Raw genomic sequence first — 20,509 nt, forward strand, 5'->3', positions numbered from 1 at the left:
TACTTAAACTTGCTAAAATTATTATATTACATACCCATTTTCCTGTGCTTCTCTCAGGAACTCATAGAAAAATTCTCTTTTCATATAGTTAAGTGGCAGGAATTCTTGTTGATTATAGGCAAAATTCAGTTTGGTTACCGCCGCTTCAAAGGAGATGTTCTCCAGGGGAATTGCACCAGCGGCAATGAGCTCCTTACAGGAGGCGTAAAGATCACCATGAATATTTTTGTAGGAGATCATATAATGATCCACATGGGGGTTGTTCTTTATAAATGCTAAGAGGGAAGTTCCGTTTTCTCCAGCGACATTTCCACTGCCGCAATGGTATAAAGAGTGAAGTATGGCTCGGATGGGACGTTTTTGGAGGTCAATTACCTCATAGTTTAAATTTTTGGAGGTCAATTACCTCATAGTTTAAATTTTTGGAGGTCAATTACCTCATAGTTTAAACCGGGATAGGCCCGCAGTGCCAGGACTTCGTTGCGAAATTCTTTAACTACAGGGATATCATCCGGGGAGGGGTTGTAAAGTTTCATCATGGTTGGATTTTTAGCCGTGGGGACACAACACAAACCACGATGATCAAACACCCCTAATGGACCGCCAAAACTGGTAAAGTCATCCTTGAGCCAATCGGCTTCCTGGAGTCGGGTTGCCAGATGGACATAAATAACGTGGTCACTGTTTTTATAAATGACATAAAAACCGGGCAGCTTCATATTACTGATAAATTCTACTACTGCCGAAAAATTAGCAATGGCATTGCTACCCCGTTCACCGATGGCGTAATTGGCAGCCACCAAAACAATGGGAATTAACGGACAGTCAAGGCCATAAGAAAGAGCGGCAGCGGTATAGGGAAGGGTATCCGAACCATGTGCAATGATGACACCATCATAATCGCTGAGTCGATAGGATTGTAAGGTTTCGATGATCTTCAGCCAGTGCTTTGGTTCGGCGTTTTCGCTAAGAATATTAAAGGGACGGACGACGTCGAATTCGACGGCGCGGCTATGATGTTCTCGATAATAAGACAGCAAGTCGTCACCGCGGCTGGAATCCACATTGATACAGTGGTCGTTGACAGCGCTGCCGATGGTCCCCCCCGTTAATAATAATAAGATCTTGGGTGTATTTTCCATAGTTGAGTATCCTTTCGGTAATTTAGAATAATTATAGCATCTAATGATGGTCAGGGGAATAAAAAAAGCAAACATCAGATGCGTGTTTGCTTTTTTAAAATGGTTGTCAGCTTTATTTAAAACGAGCGCGTTACTTCATTTCGTTTTGACCAAGGGTGGTGTTTTGCATATAAAGGTTGGAAAAATTCGGATCTGTTGCGAGCTCAATATGGGTGGTTATCGTCGGGATATGCTCACAGCGTTTGGCTTCATCCTGAGAAAGCAAGAAAAGCTGGGAACCGGTCCCGGCACCATTGCCGATGGAACGAATGGGAACACCGGCAATTTCCGGAAGCAAACCGATAAATTGGGCATTTTCGATATCAATATAATTTCCAAAAGCACCGGCCAGGGTTATTTCCTTGAGATCTTCTGCTTTGATACCGTATTTTTCGGTCAATAGACAGCAACCTGTAAAAATGGCGGCCTTGGCCAATTGTACAGCCCGGACATCCTTTTGGGTAATAATCATCTCTTTGCCGTTGGGGTTATCCTCATGACGAACAAAAATAAAATAGCGTTGATTGTTTTCATCTATCTTAAAACGATCCTTTAATGGATGATTATCAAGATCCTCACCTTTAATAAAATTTCCGCGGTTGTAGATTAGTTTTTCCCGATAGAGGAAGGCGATGGCATCGATGATACCTGAACCGCAAAAACCAAGGGGAGCCACGTTGCCGATGACATGGCATTTAATTTCATTGTCAACCAGATTAATTTTTTCAATCGCGCCAGTGGTGCCCCTCATCCCCATATGGATGCCGGCGCCTTCTAAGGCCGGCCCACAGGCAGTTGAAGCGACAAAGTATCGGCTACCGTTGCCTACGGCAATTTCTCCGTTTGTTCCTAAATCAATCATGAGACGATAGGCGTCATCTTTTGGCAGCCCCAATAGAACAGCGGTAGTATCGGCGCCGACAAACCCGCCCAATAAAGGCAGAAAGGTTATTTTTCCACTAGGATTTATGTTGATATTAAGTTCTTCGGCCTTCAGGACAACCATGTCCCGAGTAATGCCGGTAAAAGGAGAAAGACCTAAATGCAGGGGGTTTAAACCCAGAAAAAGATGTGCCATGGTACTGTTGCCACAGAAGACACATTCGTAAACTGCTTCAGATGGTATTTTGGATTCATAAAAAAGGTTCGATAAAATCGTGTTAACCGTTTCAATGATGGCGTGTTGGATATTCATCAGGTTTTCTGAAGACGTAGAAGCATAATCAATACGACTAATCACGTCTCCGCCAAAAGAAATTTGCTTATTCAGGGAAGAATATTGGTGGATTAGAACCCCGTTTGTCAAGTCATAAAGGTAACCGACAACAGAGGTGGTACCAATGTCAAAGGCGATTCCGTAAGCATTTATTGCCTCAGTGGCCGGGATCAGATCGATGACTTCATCATCGTATAGTATGAAATTCATCAGTGGAAGGTTCTTTTGATGAAAAATATCAGATGATTTTCGCAATACTTTAATAGAAGGCATCTTAACCGGCATTTCAAGGGCGGCTCGGATCGTTTCAAGATCATAGGAGCACATCTCGGTTTTTAATGCCGTGATTGGAACGGTAGCCACTCTGGTTTTGGGATTAAAACTCAACTCTCCATTGCTGGTTGTTTCCAGTATTTGGGATAGCGCCGCCTCTTTTGAAATAAAAATGGCCATGTCCTGAGAAACGAGATGTTGACAACTCAGGACTTCAGAAACTAAATCGTTTTCACGAATAGTAACAAGACATTTTTTGCACGTTCCTTTGCCTCCACAGACCAGGTTTTGTGGAAAACCAACTAAAGCGCAAGCTTGGGCAACTGTTTTTCCGGCTTCAACCATAACGTTTTTATCCAACAACGGAAAAAAAACACGAATAGTATTCAAAGATGACATAAATTTATCCTTCCTTAATCATAAATTTGGGCAAACTATAAAATATTATCTAGACTATACTCATTATAACCATTTAAAATTAGATTTTCAACAAAATAGAAAAATATCGACAGGGAAAATCAGAAATGGTCAGCAGATACAGGCAAGATAAATGCGACATCAGTCAAGACAGATGAGGAGGATTATAATTTAAACGTGAAAATAATGGGACAATGCTGTGAAGAAAGAACTTAACGGTTATCCGGGGTATCAGACTGCTAAAGAGTTGATATGAATAACAAGAATGCGGTATCAGCACGGCATTCTTGTTATTTTTTGCCTGAGTATTAACAAAAAAAAGAATATTGCTATTCTAGTCAGGGAAAATGCGTGTAAAATATTGACTGGAATAGTTAGGTTGAGAAGTTTGATGAGGTCGAATTATGGAGATATATTACTTGAAGATGGATTGTTTGAGAAATAACAAACAATGAAAGAGAAAAAAATGACTTAAATTAGAAAAATATTGACATTTCATTTAAATAATGATAATCTGAACTTAAATTGTATATACAAGTAAATAGTGGACTAGCTGCCCTTCCCTATTTGTAGGTCAAAAAAAGAAGGACAAATGAAATAGCATCAGTTTGGACGGTTGAAAATTCAAAAAAGAGCTCCGGAGGTGAACGCAGTAAATGATCAAAAGACAAAGGTAGTTTTATCGGATTGAATCAATTTGAGGATTAAATGAAAAAGCGTAAAATAGTTTTTAATTACTAAAATTGGAAATTTGATCAAATTAAGGGTTTGTTAATCCTGAAGAATCAATATAATTGAAGTACGGGAATTATGATAGAGACAAAATGCTTTGACTTGGCGAAATAAAGTGTTGCTTTATGTTGCAGAGTAAAATATTGTTCTAAATATTGATGTAAACCCCGTAAATGTAAACGTTATTCGCTTTTTTTCAGTAAAAAATTGTCACATTTATTATTTGATTTTTAGTTTGAAATCATATATCATAAATGCAGATGTTAAAAATTTATCAAAGTATTGGAGGAAAAAAATGGGATTTAAATCAGATATTGAGATTGCACAAGAGGCTACCCCACAGGACATCCGTGAGATAGCAAAGAAATTGGGTTTAACGGAAGATGATCTGGATTTATACGGATTGAGATTGCACAAGAGGCTACCCCACAGGACATCCGTGAGATAGCAAAGAAATTGGGTTTAACGGAAGATGATCTGGATTTATACGGATTGAGATTGCACAAGAGGCTACCCCACAGGACATCCGTGAGATAGCAAAGAAATTGGGTTTAACGGAAGATGATCTGGATTTATACGGTAAGTATAAAGCAAAGGTTGACTATAACCTGTTAAAGAAATCAACGGGCAAAAAAGCACGGTTGATCTTAACTACCGCCATTAATCCAACACCAGCCGGTGAAGGAAAAACGACCACCACAATCGGGGTTGCCGATGGTTTATCACGAATTGGCAAGAACACCCTGGTGGCTTTGAGAGAGCCATCATTAGGACCCGTATTCGGTGTTAAAGGCGGAGCTGCCGGCGGTGGATATGCCCAAGTTGTCCCGATGGAAGATATCAACCTTCATTTTACCGGAGACTTCCATGCGATCGGAGCAGCGAATAACTTATTGGCCGCAATGCTTGATAATCACATCAAACAAGGCAATGAACTGAAAATTGATGCTAAAAAAATTACCTGGCGACGTTGTGTTGACATGAATGACCGTCAGCTGCGAAACATCGTTGATGGTTTAGGTGGATCGGGAGACGGTGTTGTCCGTGAAGATGGATTTGATATTACCGTTGCCTCTGAAGTTATGGCGGCCTTTTGTTTAGCAAGTGATATTTCTGATTTAAAAGAACGACTCGGCCGCATTATTGTTGGCTACAGCTTTGCTGGAGATCCCATTACGGCAAGTCAATTAAAAGCGAATGGTGCGATGGCAGCCTTGTTAAAAGATGCCTTAAAACCAAACCTGGTACAAACATTAGAAGGCACACCGGCCTTTATTCATGGGGGACCATTTGCCAATATCGCCCACGGTTGTAACTCCGTGATTGCCACTCGTATGGCGATGCATTTTGCTGATTATGTGGTTACCGAAGGTGGCTTCGGCGCTGACCTTGGGGCTGAAAAATTCCTCGATATCAAATGCCGGATGGCCAACTTAAAACCAGATGCGGTTATTATTGTAGCCACAGTTCGAGCTCTTAAATACAATGGTGGAGTACCCAAAGCCGATTTAAATAACGAAAACCTGGAGGCTTTAAAAGCCGGTCTGCCAAATTTATTAAAACATGTTGAAAACATCACCCAGGTCTTTAAATTGCCAGCCGTGGTTGCGATCAACGAATTCCCACTGGATACCCCAGCCGAGTTAGCCTTAGTAAAAGACGAATGCCAGAAACTTGGCGTTAACGTGGCGATTTCCCAGGTATGGGCAAAAGGTGGCGAGGGCGGCGAAGAGCTGGCCCGGGAAGTTGTTCGTCTCATTGACGAAAGCGAAGGCACCTTCGAATACTGCTACGAACTGGATATGCCAATCAAAGAAAAAATTGAAGCGATTGCGACCCGTATTTATGGTGCCGATGGTGTAGACTTTACCCCAATCGCGACCAAAGAAATGGAACGCTTAACGGCTCTCGGCTTTGACAAGGTGCCAATCTGTATGGCGAAAACCCAGTACTCCTTAACCGATGACGCCACCAAACTGGGCCGTCCAACCGGATTTAGAGTAACGGTTCGACAGGTTAATATTTCCGCCGGAGCGGGATTCATTATTGCCCTGACCGGCGAAATCATGAAAATGCCCGGGTTACCAAAAGTACCTGCCGCAGAAAAAATTGATGTTGATGAAAACGGCGTAATTGCGCCCTGACCGGCGAAATCATGAAAATGCCCGGGTTACCAAAAGTACCTGCCGCAGAAAAAATTGATGTTGATGAAAACGGCGTAATTGCGCCCTGACCGGCGAAATCATGAAAATGCCCGGGTTACCAAAAGTACCTGCCGCAGAAAAAATTGATGTTGATGAAAACGGCGTAATTGCTGGTTTATTCTAGAAAAAATGATGCCGACAAGGATTCTGTCAGAACCCTTGTCGGTTCAATAAGAACGACTAAATAATATACAAAAGATTGAAGTGGAGTTAGCAAATGGAATTTGATGCAGTAGGAACCAATCTGAGTTCGATATCAGAAAAAAAATGTACAGAATTTGTTGAAGCCCTATACAGTAAAGCAGCTGTTCCGGGCGGTGGTGGTGCAGCTGCTTTAGTTGGAGCAATCGGAACGGCATTAGCCGGAATGGTTGGTAATCTAACGACTGGCAAGAAGAAATATGCGGAATATGAAGACGATATTCAGCGTATTTTAAAAGAATCGTTGATTCTTCAAGATCGTTTATTAGCAATGATCGATGAAGACGCAAAAAACTTTTTGCCGTTGTCCAAAGCTTATGGCCTTCCCAAAGAAACTGAAGAAGAAAAAGCTTTTAAAGAAAAAACTTTAGAAGAATGTACAAAGGTAGCGTGTAGCATCCCGCTAGAAATTGTTGAGGTATGTTACAAAGCTGTTTTAATCCAGGAAGAATTAGTGGGAAAAGGTTCTGCCTTAGCGATTAGTGATGTCGCCTGTGGGGTGCAATGTTTAAGAGCAGCGATGATCAGCGGCTGGGTAAATGTTTTAATTAACATTAAAACAATAAAAGATCAAGACTATGTCGCAGACGTTAATAATAGAATCAAGCCAATGTTAGAAAAAGGTATAAAAATCTGTGATCGCGTTTATGCGCAAGTTGAAAAACAACTTTCATAAAGAGTTAAGTCCAAAAATTTTGAATCAAGAGGAGTATTATAATTATGGCAGCAAAATTATTAAGTGGAAAAGAAGTAAGCGAATCAGTATTGGCTCAAGTACTAAAGGATGCTAATGAATTAAAAGGCAAAGGCATTCAGGTAAAAATGGCGATTATGCGAGTTGGCGAAGACGCCGGTTCTATTTCTTACGAAAAAAGCATTATTACCCGAATGGGAAAATCAAATATCGAAGTTGAATCTGTTCAATTCCCAATTGATGTAACAGAAGCTGACTTCATTGCGAAGCTTGAAGCAATCAATGCAGATAAAAACATTCATTCTGTTTTAATCTTCCAACCGCTTCCAGATCAAATTGATGCTGATAAAATCAAATATATGTTAAGCCCTGAAAAAGATCCTGATGCCCTTAACCCGACTAATCTGGGTAAGTTGATGATCGCCGATGAAAGAGGATTCTTCCCATGTACTGCTGAAGGCGTTATGGAAATGTTCAAATTCTATAACATTGATGTTAAAGGTAAAGACGTTGTTGTTATTAATAACTCTAACGTATTGGGAAAACCGCTGACAATTATGTTAACAAATGAATTTGCGACCGTAACGATGTGTCACGTTCATACAAAAGATACCGCTTCCTTCACTAAAAAAGCAGATATTGTTGTCACCGCTTGTGGTATTTATGGTTTAGTTAAACCAGAAATGTTAAGTGAAGATTGTATTTTAATCGATGTGGCAATGTCTCAGATGAAAGACGAAAATAAAGAATTTGTTTTAAATGCAGAAGGCAAAAAAATCCGTGCAGGAGATGCGCATGTAGACTGTTTAGACAAGGTTGCAATGATTACTTCGGCAACACCGGGATGCGGCGGCGGAACTGGCCCAATCACAACAGCATTACTGGCAGCTCATGTCATTAAAGCTTGTAAAATGCAAAGCGGATTACTATAAATTCCCAAAAATCAAAGGAGGTATACAATTGGAGGATTACACGAAGTTTAAACTAAAGAGAAAGGAAGAGCTTGAGGCAGTTCTAACCGACAAAGATGATTTGTTTGTTATCGCTTGTAACAAATGCTTTAAAGAACTCGATAGCTTTGACGAGCCGGAGTGCGGTTTGTTTGAAGCGATTGCCAAAGAACAAGGCAAGACGATCGTCGGCTCAGCTCAAATCGATTTTCTGTGCAACGAACCGTTGACATCGAAAAGCTTTGAAGAGCTTCTTCCGAAAGAAGCTAAAAATGTGTTTGTTATTTCATGTGGTCTGGGTATTCAGACAATTGCAGGATTGGCTGAAATCCCAGTATATGCTGGCAGCGATTCCGTTATTGCTGATGGCCATCATGGAATGGCATTAACAACGACCTTATGCGATGCATGTGGACAGTGTTACTTGAACTTGACCGGCGGGATCTGCCCAATCGTTGATTGTTCAAAGAGTTTGTTAAACGGCCAATGCGGCGGCGCCAAAAATGGCAAATGTGAAGTAGATAAAGAAATGGATTGCGGATGGCAGCTTATCTATGATCGGCTAAAGAAACAAGGACGTTTGCAAGAATTATTGGACCAGCCAGTGGAACTTCGGGATTATTCCAAAGTCAACTACAAATTTATCGACGAATACGTGAAATCTGTTCGGGAAGAACGATATGAAGGTTACTATGGCGGAATCCACCCAACTGAGTGGAAAGAGTTAAGTGAACACTGCTCATTGGTACGTTTCCCGGAACCGGTAAATGTCGTAATTCCAATGTCGCAACATGCCGGTGCGCCCGCTGAACCGATTGTAAAAGTTGGACAACAGGTAAAAATGGGTCAGAAAATTGCTCAAGCAGTAGGCCTTATCAGTAGTGGTATTCATGCCAGTGTCAGCGGTACCGTTGTTGCCGTTGAACCGCGACGACATCCAATTAGCGGTCTTGACAGCTTAGCCGTTGTCATTCAATCAGACGGTAAGAACACCCTCGACGAGTCGGTAAAACCGGCTGGAGAACTTGATAAACTTTCTGCTGATGAAATTATTGAAATTGTCCGTGAAAAAGGTGTTGTCGGTATGGGTGGGGCTGGATTCCCAACGGCCGTTAAACTTAAATCACCTAAACCAATCGAACTGGTATTACTTAATGGCTGTGAATGTGAACCAATTTTGACAGCCGATCATCAGGTGCTATTGGCGTATGCTGATGAAGTGATCTATGGTTTAAAAGCCATGATGAAAGCATCCGGCGCACCAAAAGGTGTGATTGCCATTGAAGACAATAAGCTTGATGCAGTTGAATTACTGCAGGCAAAAACAGCGGATATTGATAACATCGAAATCGTGGTTGCCAAAACCAAATACCCCCAAGGGGCTGAAAAAATGCTTATCAAACGGGTTATGGGTAAGACCGTGCCAAGTGGCGGTTTACCAATGGATGTTGGCGCAATCGTATGTAACGTCAGCACTGCCAAAGCGGTATCAGATGCAATCCAGTTAGGCATGCCGCTGGTTGAGCGCGTGATGACTGTCAGCGGAAATCGGATGAATAAACCCGGCAATTACTTAGTCAAAATTGGGACCTCTATTAAAGAAATTGTCAATCATTGCGGCGATGTAGTCGGCGACGATGTTACGATTAAAATCGGTGGTCCAATGATGGGATTTGCCCAGGAAAACCTTAATGTTCCGATGTTGAAGTGTTCCAATGGGATTATTGCTGTTGAAACGACGGTTAAAGAGGCGGTCGAATGTATCAAGTGTGGACGTTGTGTTGACGTTTGTCCAATGGAATTGCGACCACTGTATTTCACTAAATACGCACTTTCAGAAGACTGGGAAGGTATGAAAACACAAAATGCCATGGATTGTATTGAATGTGGATGTTGTGAATATATCTGCTCATCAAAAATTCCAATTGTTGAGCGAATTAAAATTGGAAAAACTGCCATAAGGGAGGGTAAATAAAATGCTGATTACCCAACTAAAATCAAAAGAAACAATCGAAGCACTGGCAAAAGGAAAAACAGTAATCATTAACTGTCATGGTTGCAAAGAAGTATATTTCGCTGAACATGAAGCGGATGAACTACAAAAAGACCTAAGCGGCGTGACTCAGATTATCACAACGGATTACATCTGTAACCCGGATAATCTAAAATTACAATTACAGAAACATACCGATGTCATTAATGCGGCCGATACCGTTCTGGTGTTTTCCTGTGGCGTTGGGGTTCAGACTGTTGCCGCTTTATTTGAGGGCAAAAGAGTCTATTCCTGTTGCGATACCTATCCATTACCGGGATTCCAGGGAGTCACACCACTCAATGTTGATTGTGGACAGTGTGGCGAATGCTACCTTAATGGTACGGGCGGGATTTGCCCAATTACCGCGTGTTCGAAAAGTCTGCTCAACGGCCAATGTGGCGGCGCCAAAGAAGGCATGTGTGAAGTTGATAAAGAAATGGAATGCGGATGGGAACGAATTTACCGAAAATTGGAAAAACTGAATAAGCTGGATAACATGAAATATGACACCCCAAAAGTGCGCAACTATTGCAATCCAAACGCAGAAGAACCAATAATTTAAGAAGATTAGGAGTAATTATAAATGAGAATAACTGAGTTGTTTCAACGTGGTGAGTTTGTATTAACTGCAGAAGTAGGACCTCCAAAAGGGATTGAACTTGACCACCTGATTAAAGACGCCCATGAGTTTTTAAAGACCCGAGTTCATGCATTGAATGTAACGGACAATCAGTCCTCAGTCATGCGGACCGGTTCGCTGGCAACCTGTAAGGTTTTAAAAGATGAGGGACTGCTTCCAATCTTTCAAATTACCTGCCGTGACCGAAATCGTATTGCCTTACAGTCTGATGTATTAAGTGCGGCATTACTAGGCATTGAGAATTTATTATTATTAACCGGTGATTACACCACATTGGGAGATCACCCACAAGCAAAACCTGTTTTCGATCTGGATTCGGTGTCATTGACTCATGCGGTAAAACGGATAGAAGAAGGCTTCGACATTGCTGGCAACGCCATTGATGGCGCGCCGCCAAAGTTTGCTAAGGGTGCTGTTGTGTCACCATGTAGTGACTCTGTCGATGTTCAATTGGCCAAAATGGAAGCAAAGGTAAAAGCCGGATGCGAATATTTCCAGACTCAGGGCGTTTATGAGCCAGAAAAATTCATTAAATTTATGGAACAGGCAAAACAATTTGGTGTTCCCGTTCAACTTGGACTGATCATCCCCAAAAATGTCGGCATGTGCCGCTATATGAATGCCAACGTAGCTGGTGTTCATGTTCCCGATGACATGATTGAAGAATTGAAAGCGGATAAGGAAAAAACAAAAGCAGGCGATACTGGCGTAGAAATTTGTGCACGTCTGATCAGAGAGTGTAAAGAATATGCCCAGGGCGTTCATATTATGTCATTAGGCTGGGAAAATAGAATCCCAGAAATTCTTGATATGGCTGGAATTGCACCAATAACGCCACAAGTATAATAAGACGTTTGCGTAAATAAAAAGATGTTAATCGACTGTCATGTTCATTGTGGTTTGGGTCAGTTCAAAGGATTGCGTAGGTCTGATATTGCCGATGATTTAGCAGTAGAGACGATGAAAAAACATATCCAAAGCTATCAAAATATAGGGGTACAGGCAATCCGTGATGGTGGGGATGGTTCAGGAATTGGAATAATTCTCAGAGATATTTCAAAAGATTCCAATCTTTTAGTTAAGACACCCATCCGAGCTTTATATAAGAAAGGTCATTACGGTGATTTTTTAGGGGACTCCGTAGATAATCTAGAGGATGGCATTAAAAAGATGAATCAACTCATCAAACAAAAGCCGGACTTTATCAAGATTATTCTTACCGGTATCATGAGTTTTACCGCATTTGGTGCTTCGGGACCGGTGGGTTTCTCTAAAAGTGAATGTTCGAAGATGATTGATCATGCCCATCAAAAAGGGTTATCAGTCATGGTTCACGCCAATACACCAGAGGGTATTATGATCGCTTTGAGATCCGGAGCAGATACCATTGAACACGGTTATGGGATAAATGATGACTGTCTCCAGGCGATGCGTGAGAGTCGCGTTGTTTGGGTGCCGACCCTGGCACCGTTTGCCAATATTGCCAGATGTGATGACGGGAACCCACTAAAAAAATATCAGAAAGTATCGGAAGCTTATTTTAGACAACATCAGTCGATGGTAAAAAAAGCAGATGCAATGGGTGTGAACATTGCATTGGGAAGTGACTCAGGCGCGACGATGGTTCCCCTGGGACAAGGCACTTTGGATGAGCTTGGTTATTTACTCGACTGTGGATTGACAAAAGAAAAACTGGAAAGCATTGGAAAATGGGTTATCGACCTCTAATCGTGCTTAAGCTTAAAAGAATCCCTGTAATTTTTAAATTACAGGGATTCTTCCTTTTAAATTGATATATAAATCTGTTTGTTTTTAAGACCCCGGGGTAAAATAGTAATAAGTAATATTAATTGGATGGTGTACATATGCTATATGAAAAATTCGTAGAATGCCTGGAAAATGATGATAAACCCAATGCGGTGCGAATTGCTTTGGATGCACTGGAAACTGGGAAGGTTGGACTGGTGGAGCTATACACTGAATGGTTAACGCCGGCCCAAAATAAAATGGAGCTGGAAGAAAGAAGAGAATCAGTGGCAATCTGGAAAGAACATTTTAGAACTTCCGTAGTTCGGACCGTCATTGAATACTGCTATCCCCGGGTGGTCAATGATGGCTTACAAAACAGTGATAAAAAGGGGCGAAAGAAAATCCTGATTTTTTGTCCAGCTGAAGAATATCATGATGTTGGTGCCCGGATGATCGCTGATTTTTTTACCTTATGTGGTCATCAGGTCTATTTTTTAGGTGCCAACACGCCACCGGAAGCCCTTTTACAAGCGATGGTCAGGTTACAGCCAGCGGTCATTGCCATGGGGGTCAGTAATTACTTTAATCTGGTTGTGGCCAAGAGAACAATAGAAGATGTCAGAAAAATTCTGGGCAAGGATACCAGCATCGTTTTAGGCGGAGCCGCTTTTAAAGAAAATCTGGCGGTGGTCAAAGAAATCGGCGGTGATTTTTATGTGGACAGCTACAATGCAGTGGCAAGAATAACGGAAGGGTGGGAAATAGATGAAACTGGCATTTGATATCGCCCTTCGTTTTTTAAAATCAAGCAAGGCACAAACAGCCCTCATTGTGTTGGGGATCGCCATTGGGGTATCGGTACAGATCTTTATTGGGTCGTTAATCACAGGGCTTCAAAAAAGCCTGGTTGATAAAACTGTCGGAAGTGCCGCTCAGATTACGGTCTCTCCCAAAGAAGATGGTAATTATATTCTAGCCCCCCAGGCAAAAATCAAAACAATTAAAGCTGCGAGTCCAGATGAGATCATACACCCGGTGGCGGTTATTCAGGGTCCGGCAATTGTAAAAACAGCCGATCAGTCGACAACAATTGTGATGAGAGGCTTTGATTGGGATGCAGCCCAGGGAATTTATAAATTAACTGATCGGCTTGTCAAAGGAAAGCTGGGAACGAATGAAAATGACGTCATTTTAGGTGAAGATCTTTCCGAAAACCTGGGTGTGAAGATCGGAGATACAATTGAGATGCTCACCCCCTCAGGAAAGACAGGAAATTTTCTGGTGACCGGTTTTTTTGATCTACAGGTAAAATCGCTAAATGAATCTTGGATTCTGACAAATGCCGGTACCGCACAGGCATTCCTGGAAACCGGAGAAGGCGTGTCGCAGATCGAAATGCAGGTAAGTGATGTTTTTGCTGCCGATGAAGTGGCAATGTTGGTGGAGCAGCGTTTGAAAGACAACACCTTAGTTGTATCCAATTGGAAAGCAGAGAATGAGGCCTTGTTATCGGGACTCTCAGGTCAAACCGCCTCAAGCCTGATGATTCAGGTTTTTGTGCTGATATCAGTGGTTTTGGGTATTGCCAGTGTATTGGCGATCAGTGTGGTACAAAAATCGCGACAGATCGGGATATTAAAAGCCATGGGAATGCATAATCTCAAAGCCAGTCTGGTTTTTTTGTCTCAGGGATTTTTGTTGGGTATTTTAGGGGCTTTTGTCGGTATCGGACTGGGAATCGGACTAAGCTGGTCATTTGCCACCTTTGTCACCAACCCGGATGGATCTTCTCTGGTTCCTTTCTATATTGATTGGCATTTTATCGGTATTTCAGCGGGAATTGCCATTGCAGCTTCGACACTGGCGGCCTTAATACCGGCCATTCGAGTGTCCAAGTTGGACCCCATGGAGGTAATTAAAAATGGATAATTGTGTGGTTGAAGTAAAAGGGGTATCAAAGGTCTACGGTAAAACGATCAAGACAGTTGCACTGGATAAACTTGATCTTGGATTTAAAACAGGTTCGTTTAATGCCATTATTGGTGAGTCCGGCAGTGGCAAAAGTACCCTTCTCAATATTATGGGAACCTTGGATCGTCCGACTAAAGGGGACGTGATTATTAACGGGGTATCCACCAAAAATATGTCAAAAGGACGTTTGGATGATTTGCGAAACGAAACATTGGGTTTTGTTTTTCAGTTTCACTATCTGCTGCCGGAGTTTACTGCCCTGGAAAATGTGTTGATGCCCTATCGGATCGCCAAGGGTAAAGCAGATAAAAAAAGTCAGGAAAGGGCAAAGGAAATACTAAGCCTGGTAGGACTAGAAAAGGTCGAGAACAATTTAGCGACAAATATGTCGGGAGGGCAACAGCAACGGACCGCCATTGCCAGAGCACTGATGAATCAGCCGAAAATTATTCTTGCTGACGAACCCACCGGCAATTTGGATTCTCAGACTACCGACAGTATCTATCAACTCTTCCGTAGAATCAACCAGGAGTTGGGAACCACCTTTGTAATTATCACCCATGATCGGCGTGTTGCCGAAAAAGCGGATCGGATCATCGAAATTTTGGATGGTCGAATTTCGCTGGATATCGTAAAATAATGGATAAATTTAGTACCAAATAGGCGACTTAATCATTTGTTATCCAATAATTAAGGTGGATTATCGCTACTTTTATTGATTTTGATAATTATTGCTGGTAATCAGATCAATCATCGTATAAAATAGGGAAATAGATAATGATCATGCATAAAACTAGGGGATAATCAATGAAAAAAATTATGATTGTACGTCCCAATGATTTTGTTGATATTTCCCTGGAAATTCCGGGAATCATTACGGATGTGAAATACTTTACAGGGGATAACTTTGTCGGTGAACGAATCGATGGTTATGAAACGCCCAGGATTTTATTAACTGAAAAAGCAACAATCGCATTGGAACGTGTGCAAAAGCAACTTATGGGAGACGGATTTGGATTAAAGGTTTTTGATGGGTATCGACCCAAGCGGGCAGTCGATCATTTCGTGCGATGGGGTAATCAGCAAGAAGATGGGAAGACCAAAAGCATCTACTATCCAGATAAGACGCGACAAGAAGTTTTCGAAGGGGGCTTTATTGCCCCGGAATCTTCCCACACTCGGGGTAGCACGGTGGATCTGACAGTGGTAAACATAAAAACCGGGATTGAAATTGACATGGGTGGTATTTTTGATTTTTTCTCAGAGATCTCCTACAGCGATTACGACCATCTTACCCTGGAACAGAGTAAAAACCGGGTTTTGTTGCGTTATCTGATGCGTTCGGAGGGGTTTGAACCGCTACAGCAGGAATGGTGGCATTTTACCCTCACGGAAGAGCCTTATCCCGAAACCTATTTTGACTTTCCAATTCAAGTCTGAGTGGTCTTTGTTTTTATCGGCTGGCAAAAGAAGGGATTCAATTTCTAAATGATCCTCTTTTAATCGGAAATATTACATTTTATTAATGAATTGTCAAAAAAATGTGATATAATGATAAAATTAGAGAAAAATACGATATTATTAGGAAAGAAGTGAAGAAAATGAGAAAGAGAAATAAAACACTCTTAATTGGATTAGGTGTGTTATTCGTGATTTTTGCCATTCTGTTATCACTGAACCGATTTTATGTTGATTATCTTTGGTTTGTGGAAATGGGATATACGCAAATTTTCTTTAAAGAATTGGTGACAAAAACACAAATAGGTATTCCGATCTTTATCGGATTGATACTTATTTTGTTTTTTTATTTAAAATTGCTTAATCGCATTTCATCAAAGTATATTGGGAGTGTTCAGAAAGCGACAAAAAAGCAAAATATCATTGCTATTGCAGTGAGTGGTTTGGTCGCATTTTTTCTTACCATTATGATTGCCGACCAGCTTTGGTACCAAATACTGGAATTTGTCAATCAGACTCAATTTAATCTGACAGATCCGATATTCAACCAGGATCTGGCTCTTTATTTTTTTGGTTTGCCATTATACCAGGAAATTTTTTCAATATTTATTGGATTTTTCGCAACCATTGTGGTGCTGACGTTTTTATATACAGCATATATTCTTTATCAGGGAAAGAAAATCGAATTCAGCCGGGAACAAGATCTGGATTCCATTAAAGACAATGCCAAGGGGATATTCAAATCCTATCTTGAGATCGCATCCAAGCAGATTGGTATCTTTTTAGGCGTGCTTTTTTTAATCCTGTCATTGGGAAGCTTTATGGAAGCTTTTCAGTTGTTGTATTCGACGTCGGGAATTGTCTATGGCGCCGGTGCAGCAGACATTGATATCGGACTAAAGGTCATCATCGTTAAAGGTGTCTTATGTTTGGTTCTGGCGGTCATATCGATCGTTGCGGGTTATCGGAAAAAGTATTTATTAATGGGGGCTGGTCCGGTCCTACTAATTGTTGTGGTAATTCTGGGTGGAGCTGCCCAGGGCATCTACGAATCTCTGGTTGTTATCCCCAACCAATTTACAAAAGAAGAGCAGTATATTGCCAATAATATCGATTTTACGCAACACGCCTATGATTTGGCGAATGTGGAAACGAAAGAGTTTTCAGGGACTCAGGAAATAACGGCTCAGGATATTAAAGAAAATCAGATTACGATCGATAATATACCCATTAATGATCAAATCCCAACTCAGGAAATGTATAATTCCCTGCAGGGGATTCGTAACTACTATCAATTCTATGATGTCGATGTGGATCGCTATTTTGTTAATGGTGTCTATACCCAGGTCTTTCTGGGTACCCGGGAAATGAACAATAACTTACTGCCCGATGAAGCAAAAACCTGGGTTAATCAGCATTTGAAGTATACCCATGGCTTTGGCGTGGCGGTGTCTCCGGTAAATAAAACCAATAATGTCGGACAACCAGATCTAATTGTCAAAGATATTCCGCCAGTTACGGATGTGAGTGAGCTGATTATTGACGAACCCCGGATATACTTTGGCGAAAATGATTATGACTATGTGGTTACAAACTGTACCACAGCAGAGTTTGATTACCCTCAGGGGAATGATAACCAGGAGGTGACCTACACGGGAACAGCGGGAATAGAGATGTCCTTTATTAATAAATTGGCATTTGCGCTCTACCATGGGTCATCAGAACTGCTTTTGGCAAATGAAATTACCGATGAGAGCAGAATGCTGATCCATCGGAATATTTCAGAACGGGTCTCAACGATTGCGCCATTTTTAAGCTATGAGAGCGATCCTTACATGGTGATCTCAGAAGGTCGTCTGTATTGGATTGTTGATGCTTTCACTACCAGTGATCGCTACCCTTATTCACAACCCTTTGATAATGCCGGCAATAATTATGTCCGCAATTCAGTCAAGGTGGTTGTTGATGCCTATAATGGCGACGTGACCTTTTATAAGGTTGATGACGAACCGGTACTGGAAACCTACAGCAAAATATTCCCGGGATTTTTAAAAGATCTCTCTGAAATGCCGGAAGGAATCAGAGCACATCTGCGGTATTCAAAAACCATGTTTGATATTCAATCGGATATTTATAAAACCTATCATATGTCAAATGCCCGGGTCTTTTATAATAAAGAAGATCAGTGGGAAACCGCGACCCAGTTTTATGAATCAGAAAAGTCGGAAGTACCTGTAGGGTCAGCTTATACGATTATGAAGTTGCCGGATCGGGAAGCAGAATTCATGCTGACGGTACCGTTTACCCCTAAAGATAAAGATAATATGATTGCCTGGTTGGCAGGCGTGTCGGATGGTGCTGGTTATGGGCAGTTGATCCTGTATGAGTTCCCTAAACAGCAATTGGTTTATGGACCGATGCAGATTGAACAGCGGATTGATCAGGATACGATTATTTCACCACAGTTGACGCTTTTAGGTCAGCAGGGCTCTCGGGTTCTGCGCGGGAATCTGATGTCGATACCGATCGAAAATGCGATTATTTATGTGGAACCAATCTACATTCAAGCATCTGGTGGTGACAACAATCTGCCGGAATTAAAAAAAGTGGTGGTTTGTTACCAGAACGAAATTGTCATGGCTGACTCTCTGGAACTGGCATTGGCACAGGTTTTTGACATTCAGGAAATACTAGATGACAACGCAGTACCTCAAAGCACTGGTGGTAGCACATCCACTAATGCAGAATTAGTGGTTAAGGCTAATAGCCTATTTAAAGAAGCTCAAGAAGCCCAAAAAGCCGGTAACTGGGCAGGATACGGTCAGAAAATAAATGAGTTGGAACAGGTTCTGGCTCAGCTTACGCAACTTTCTGGCGTAACTCAATAGGAGATAAGATCATAAGTTATAAAAGCAGGAGGATAAAATGCTCGATATAAAGCGCATAAGAGAAAATAAAGAAGAAGTTCAGGCTGGCTTGGACAAACGCGGTCAATACGATTTAAGCGCAATTACCGCTTTAGATGAAAAACGCCGGGAAACATTGGTTCAAGTTGAAGAAATGAAGAGCCGTCAAAATCTGGTGTCAAAACAAATTCCGGTTTTGAAAAAAGAAAACAAGGATTGCTCCGAGATATTTGCAGAAATGAAGGAATTGTCAAACAAGATCAAGGAGTTGGATACGGCAGTTAAAGCAATCGATGATGAGATCAAAGTTTTATTGCTGAATTTTCCGAATATTCCCAATCCTCAAGTTAAGGTTGGGAAAGACGATACTGACAATCTGGAAGTCAGAAAATGGGGCGAACCCAGAAACTTTGATTTTGAGATTAAAGCCCATTGGGATATTGGGGTAGATCTGGACATCCTGGATTTTGAACGGGCCGTCAAAATAACCGGCGCTCGATTTAGTATGTTTAAAGGCGAAGGAGCCCGTTTGCAGCGGGCTTTGATTAACTTTATGCTCTACACCCATTGCGTGGAGCATCAGTACACTGAAATCTCTCCACCATTTATGGTGAATCGGGAAAGTATGACTGGCACCGGGCAATTACCTAAATTTGAAGATGATGCCTTTCATTTGCCCAGCAAGGACTTTTTTCTGGTGCCAACTGCAGAGGTGCCGGTAACCAATATCTATCGCGACGAAATATTAGCAGAAGAAGAACTGCCAAAATACTTTACCGCCTATACGCCTTGTTTCAGACAAGAAGCGGGTTCGGCAGGTCGTGATACCCGAGGATTAATTCGTAATCATCAGTTCGACAAGGTGGAAATGGTTAAATTTGTTCATCCCGATCGATCTTATGAAGAACTTGAAGCTTTAACAAACAATGCCGAACAAATTTTAAAACTACTGGGGATTCCTTATCGGGTAGTTGAATTATGCACGGGAGATCTGGGCTTTAGTTCGGCGAAAACCTACGATATTGAAGTATGGATGCCTAGCTACAACCGCTATGTAGAAATCAGTTCCTGTTCAAATTTTGAAGACTACCAGGCCCGACGGGCTAACATCCGCTTTAGAGACGGTGAAACCAAAAAAACCCGGTTCTTGCATACCCTCAATGGATCAGGACTGGCGGTGGGTAGGACCTTTGCTGCAATTTTAGAAAATTACCAACAAGCGGATGGTTCAGTTTTGGTTCCTGAAAAGTTGGTTCATTACATGTGGGGAAAAACTGTTATTGGCAAGTAAACCAAGCAAATAATGTCTATAGAAAAAAAGTTATAGAAAAAAAGTTAAAAAATAATTAATGACACCTGTGATTAAGAATGAGTATCGTGTCAGATGGAGGAATAAAATGGGAATAAACGGAAAAGAATTAGTGATAACTGAGGATGGCTTTAATGCCATAAAAAAGGAACTGGAGTATTTGAAAACAGTTAAGCGCCACGAGGTTGCGGATCGCATTAAGACCGCCCGGGAATTTGGTGATTTAAGTGAAAATGCCGAATATGATGAAGCTAAAAATGAACAGGGGTTTGTTGAAGGCCGAATTTCGGAGTTGGAACACAAGCTGAAAATAGCAGTTGTTATTGTTGACAAAGATATCCATACGGAAGACGTTGGCGTTGGCAGTATCGTTAAAATTAAAAACCCATTATTGGACTTTGAAGCCGAATATAAAATTGTTGGATCGGCTGAATCTGATCCCAAGAATAACCGCATTTCCAATGAGTCTCCGATTGGGTCTGCGCTGCTTGGAGCCAAGGTAGGCGATACGGTAAAGGTTCAAATTCCTGACGGTGAAGCAGCATATCAAATTTTAGAAATACGTAGATAGGG

At 41.5% G+C, this 20,509-nt stretch carries 19 protein-coding genes; 16 read left to right on the forward strand and 3 right to left on the reverse strand.

Annotated elements, in window-relative coordinates:
• Window positions 1-21 precede the first annotated feature (21 nt).
• From DOZ58_RS15500 to DOZ58_RS15510, 3 genes are all read right to left on the reverse strand, one after another.
• A complete protein-coding gene (locus tag DOZ58_RS15500; protein WP_111889127.1) occupies window positions 22-402 on the reverse strand; it encodes a hypothetical protein in 381 nt (126 codons plus the stop codon).
• A gap of 5 nt (window positions 403-407) precedes the next feature.
• Window positions 408-1,142, reverse strand: a complete 735-nt coding sequence (locus DOZ58_RS15505; protein ID WP_162624548.1) for an asparaginase — start codon at window positions 1,140-1,142, stop codon at window positions 408-410.
• Between the two features lie 130 nt (window positions 1,143-1,272).
• Complete coding sequence (locus tag DOZ58_RS15510) at window positions 1,273-3,069, reverse strand: ASKHA domain-containing protein (RefSeq protein WP_111889129.1); 1,797 nt, start codon at window positions 3,067-3,069, stop codon at window positions 1,273-1,275.
• A 1,235-nt stretch (window positions 3,070-4,304) separates the two neighbouring features.
• Between DOZ58_RS15510 and DOZ58_RS15525 the strand changes: the two genes are divergently transcribed.
• The 16 genes from DOZ58_RS15525 (at window position 4,305) to greA (ending at window position 20,507) form a co-directional block, all read left to right on the forward strand.
• On the forward strand, window positions 4,305-5,963 hold the full coding sequence (locus DOZ58_RS15525) for a formate--tetrahydrofolate ligase (RefSeq protein WP_111889132.1): 1,659 nt from the start codon (window positions 4,305-4,307) through the stop codon (window positions 5,961-5,963).
• Window positions 5,964-5,980: 17 nt separating this feature from the next.
• Window positions 5,981-6,052: a hypothetical protein gene (locus DOZ58_RS19300; RefSeq protein WP_371414211.1), complete on the forward strand. Its 72-nt coding sequence runs from the start codon at window positions 5,981-5,983 to the stop codon at window positions 6,050-6,052.
• Between the two features lie 17 nt (window positions 6,053-6,069).
• Window positions 6,070-6,147 (forward strand): hypothetical protein, encoded by a 78-nt coding sequence (locus DOZ58_RS19305; protein WP_371414212.1) that lies wholly within the window; start codon window positions 6,070-6,072, stop codon window positions 6,145-6,147.
• Between the two features lie 93 nt (window positions 6,148-6,240).
• Window positions 6,241-6,900, forward strand: coding sequence for a cyclodeaminase/cyclohydrolase family protein (locus tag DOZ58_RS15540; protein ID WP_111889134.1), 660 nt, complete (start codon window positions 6,241-6,243; stop codon window positions 6,898-6,900).
• Between the two features lie 44 nt (window positions 6,901-6,944).
• Complete coding sequence (locus tag DOZ58_RS15545) at window positions 6,945-7,850, forward strand: bifunctional 5,10-methylenetetrahydrofolate dehydrogenase/5,10-methenyltetrahydrofolate cyclohydrolase (RefSeq protein ID WP_111889135.1); 906 nt, start codon at window positions 6,945-6,947, stop codon at window positions 7,848-7,850.
• A gap of 28 nt (window positions 7,851-7,878) precedes the next feature.
• Window positions 7,879-9,843 carry an electron transport complex subunit RsxC gene (gene rsxC, locus DOZ58_RS15550; RefSeq protein ID WP_111889136.1) on the forward strand — a complete coding sequence of 655 codons (1,965 nt, stop codon included), beginning with the start codon at window positions 7,879-7,881 and terminating at the stop codon, window positions 9,841-9,843.
• A gap of 1 nt (window position 9,844) precedes the next feature.
• A complete protein-coding gene (locus DOZ58_RS15555) occupies window positions 9,845-10,465 on the forward strand; it encodes a methylenetetrahydrofolate reductase C-terminal domain-containing protein (protein ID WP_111889137.1) in 621 nt (206 codons plus the stop codon).
• 21 nt (window positions 10,466-10,486) lie between these two features.
• Window positions 10,487-11,389: a methylenetetrahydrofolate reductase gene (locus DOZ58_RS15560; protein WP_111889138.1), complete on the forward strand. Its 903-nt coding sequence runs from the start codon at window positions 10,487-10,489 to the stop codon at window positions 11,387-11,389.
• Between the two features lie 24 nt (window positions 11,390-11,413).
• On the forward strand, window positions 11,414-12,271 hold the full coding sequence (locus tag DOZ58_RS15565) for an amidohydrolase family protein (RefSeq protein ID WP_111889139.1): 858 nt from the start codon (window positions 11,414-11,416) through the stop codon (window positions 12,269-12,271).
• 137 nt (window positions 12,272-12,408) lie between these two features.
• Window positions 12,409-13,074, forward strand: a complete 666-nt coding sequence (locus DOZ58_RS15570; RefSeq protein ID WP_111889140.1) for a B12-binding domain-containing protein — start codon at window positions 12,409-12,411, stop codon at window positions 13,072-13,074.
• A complete protein-coding gene (locus DOZ58_RS15575) occupies window positions 13,058-14,221 on the forward strand; it encodes an ABC transporter permease (RefSeq protein ID WP_111889141.1) in 1,164 nt (387 codons plus the stop codon). The genes DOZ58_RS15570 and DOZ58_RS15575 overlap by 17 nt, the downstream gene beginning before the upstream one ends.
• Window positions 14,214-14,903 carry an ABC transporter ATP-binding protein gene (locus tag DOZ58_RS15580; RefSeq protein ID WP_111889142.1) on the forward strand — a complete coding sequence of 230 codons (690 nt, stop codon included), beginning with the start codon at window positions 14,214-14,216 and terminating at the stop codon, window positions 14,901-14,903. The genes DOZ58_RS15575 and DOZ58_RS15580 overlap by 8 nt, the downstream gene beginning before the upstream one ends.
• Before the next feature lie 167 nt (window positions 14,904-15,070).
• A complete protein-coding gene (locus tag DOZ58_RS15585) occupies window positions 15,071-15,703 on the forward strand; it encodes a M15 family metallopeptidase (RefSeq protein ID WP_111889143.1) in 633 nt (210 codons plus the stop codon).
• Window positions 15,704-15,864: 161 nt separating this feature from the next.
• Entirely contained in the window at window positions 15,865-18,609 is a 2,745-nt protein-coding gene (locus DOZ58_RS15590; protein WP_111889144.1) for a UPF0182 family protein, read from the forward strand.
• A 37-nt stretch (window positions 18,610-18,646) separates the two neighbouring features.
• Window positions 18,647-19,918, forward strand: coding sequence for a serine--tRNA ligase (gene serS, locus DOZ58_RS15595; protein ID WP_111889145.1), 1,272 nt, complete (start codon window positions 18,647-18,649; stop codon window positions 19,916-19,918).
• Between the two features lie 106 nt (window positions 19,919-20,024).
• Complete coding sequence (gene greA, locus DOZ58_RS15600; RefSeq protein ID WP_111889146.1) at window positions 20,025-20,507, forward strand: transcription elongation factor GreA; 483 nt, start codon at window positions 20,025-20,027, stop codon at window positions 20,505-20,507.
• Window positions 20,508-20,509 lie beyond the last annotated feature (2 nt).

The organism is Acetobacterium sp. KB-1, from assembly GCF_003260995.1.
GTDB lineage: Bacteria > Bacillota > Clostridia > Eubacteriales > Eubacteriaceae > Acetobacterium > Acetobacterium carbinolicum.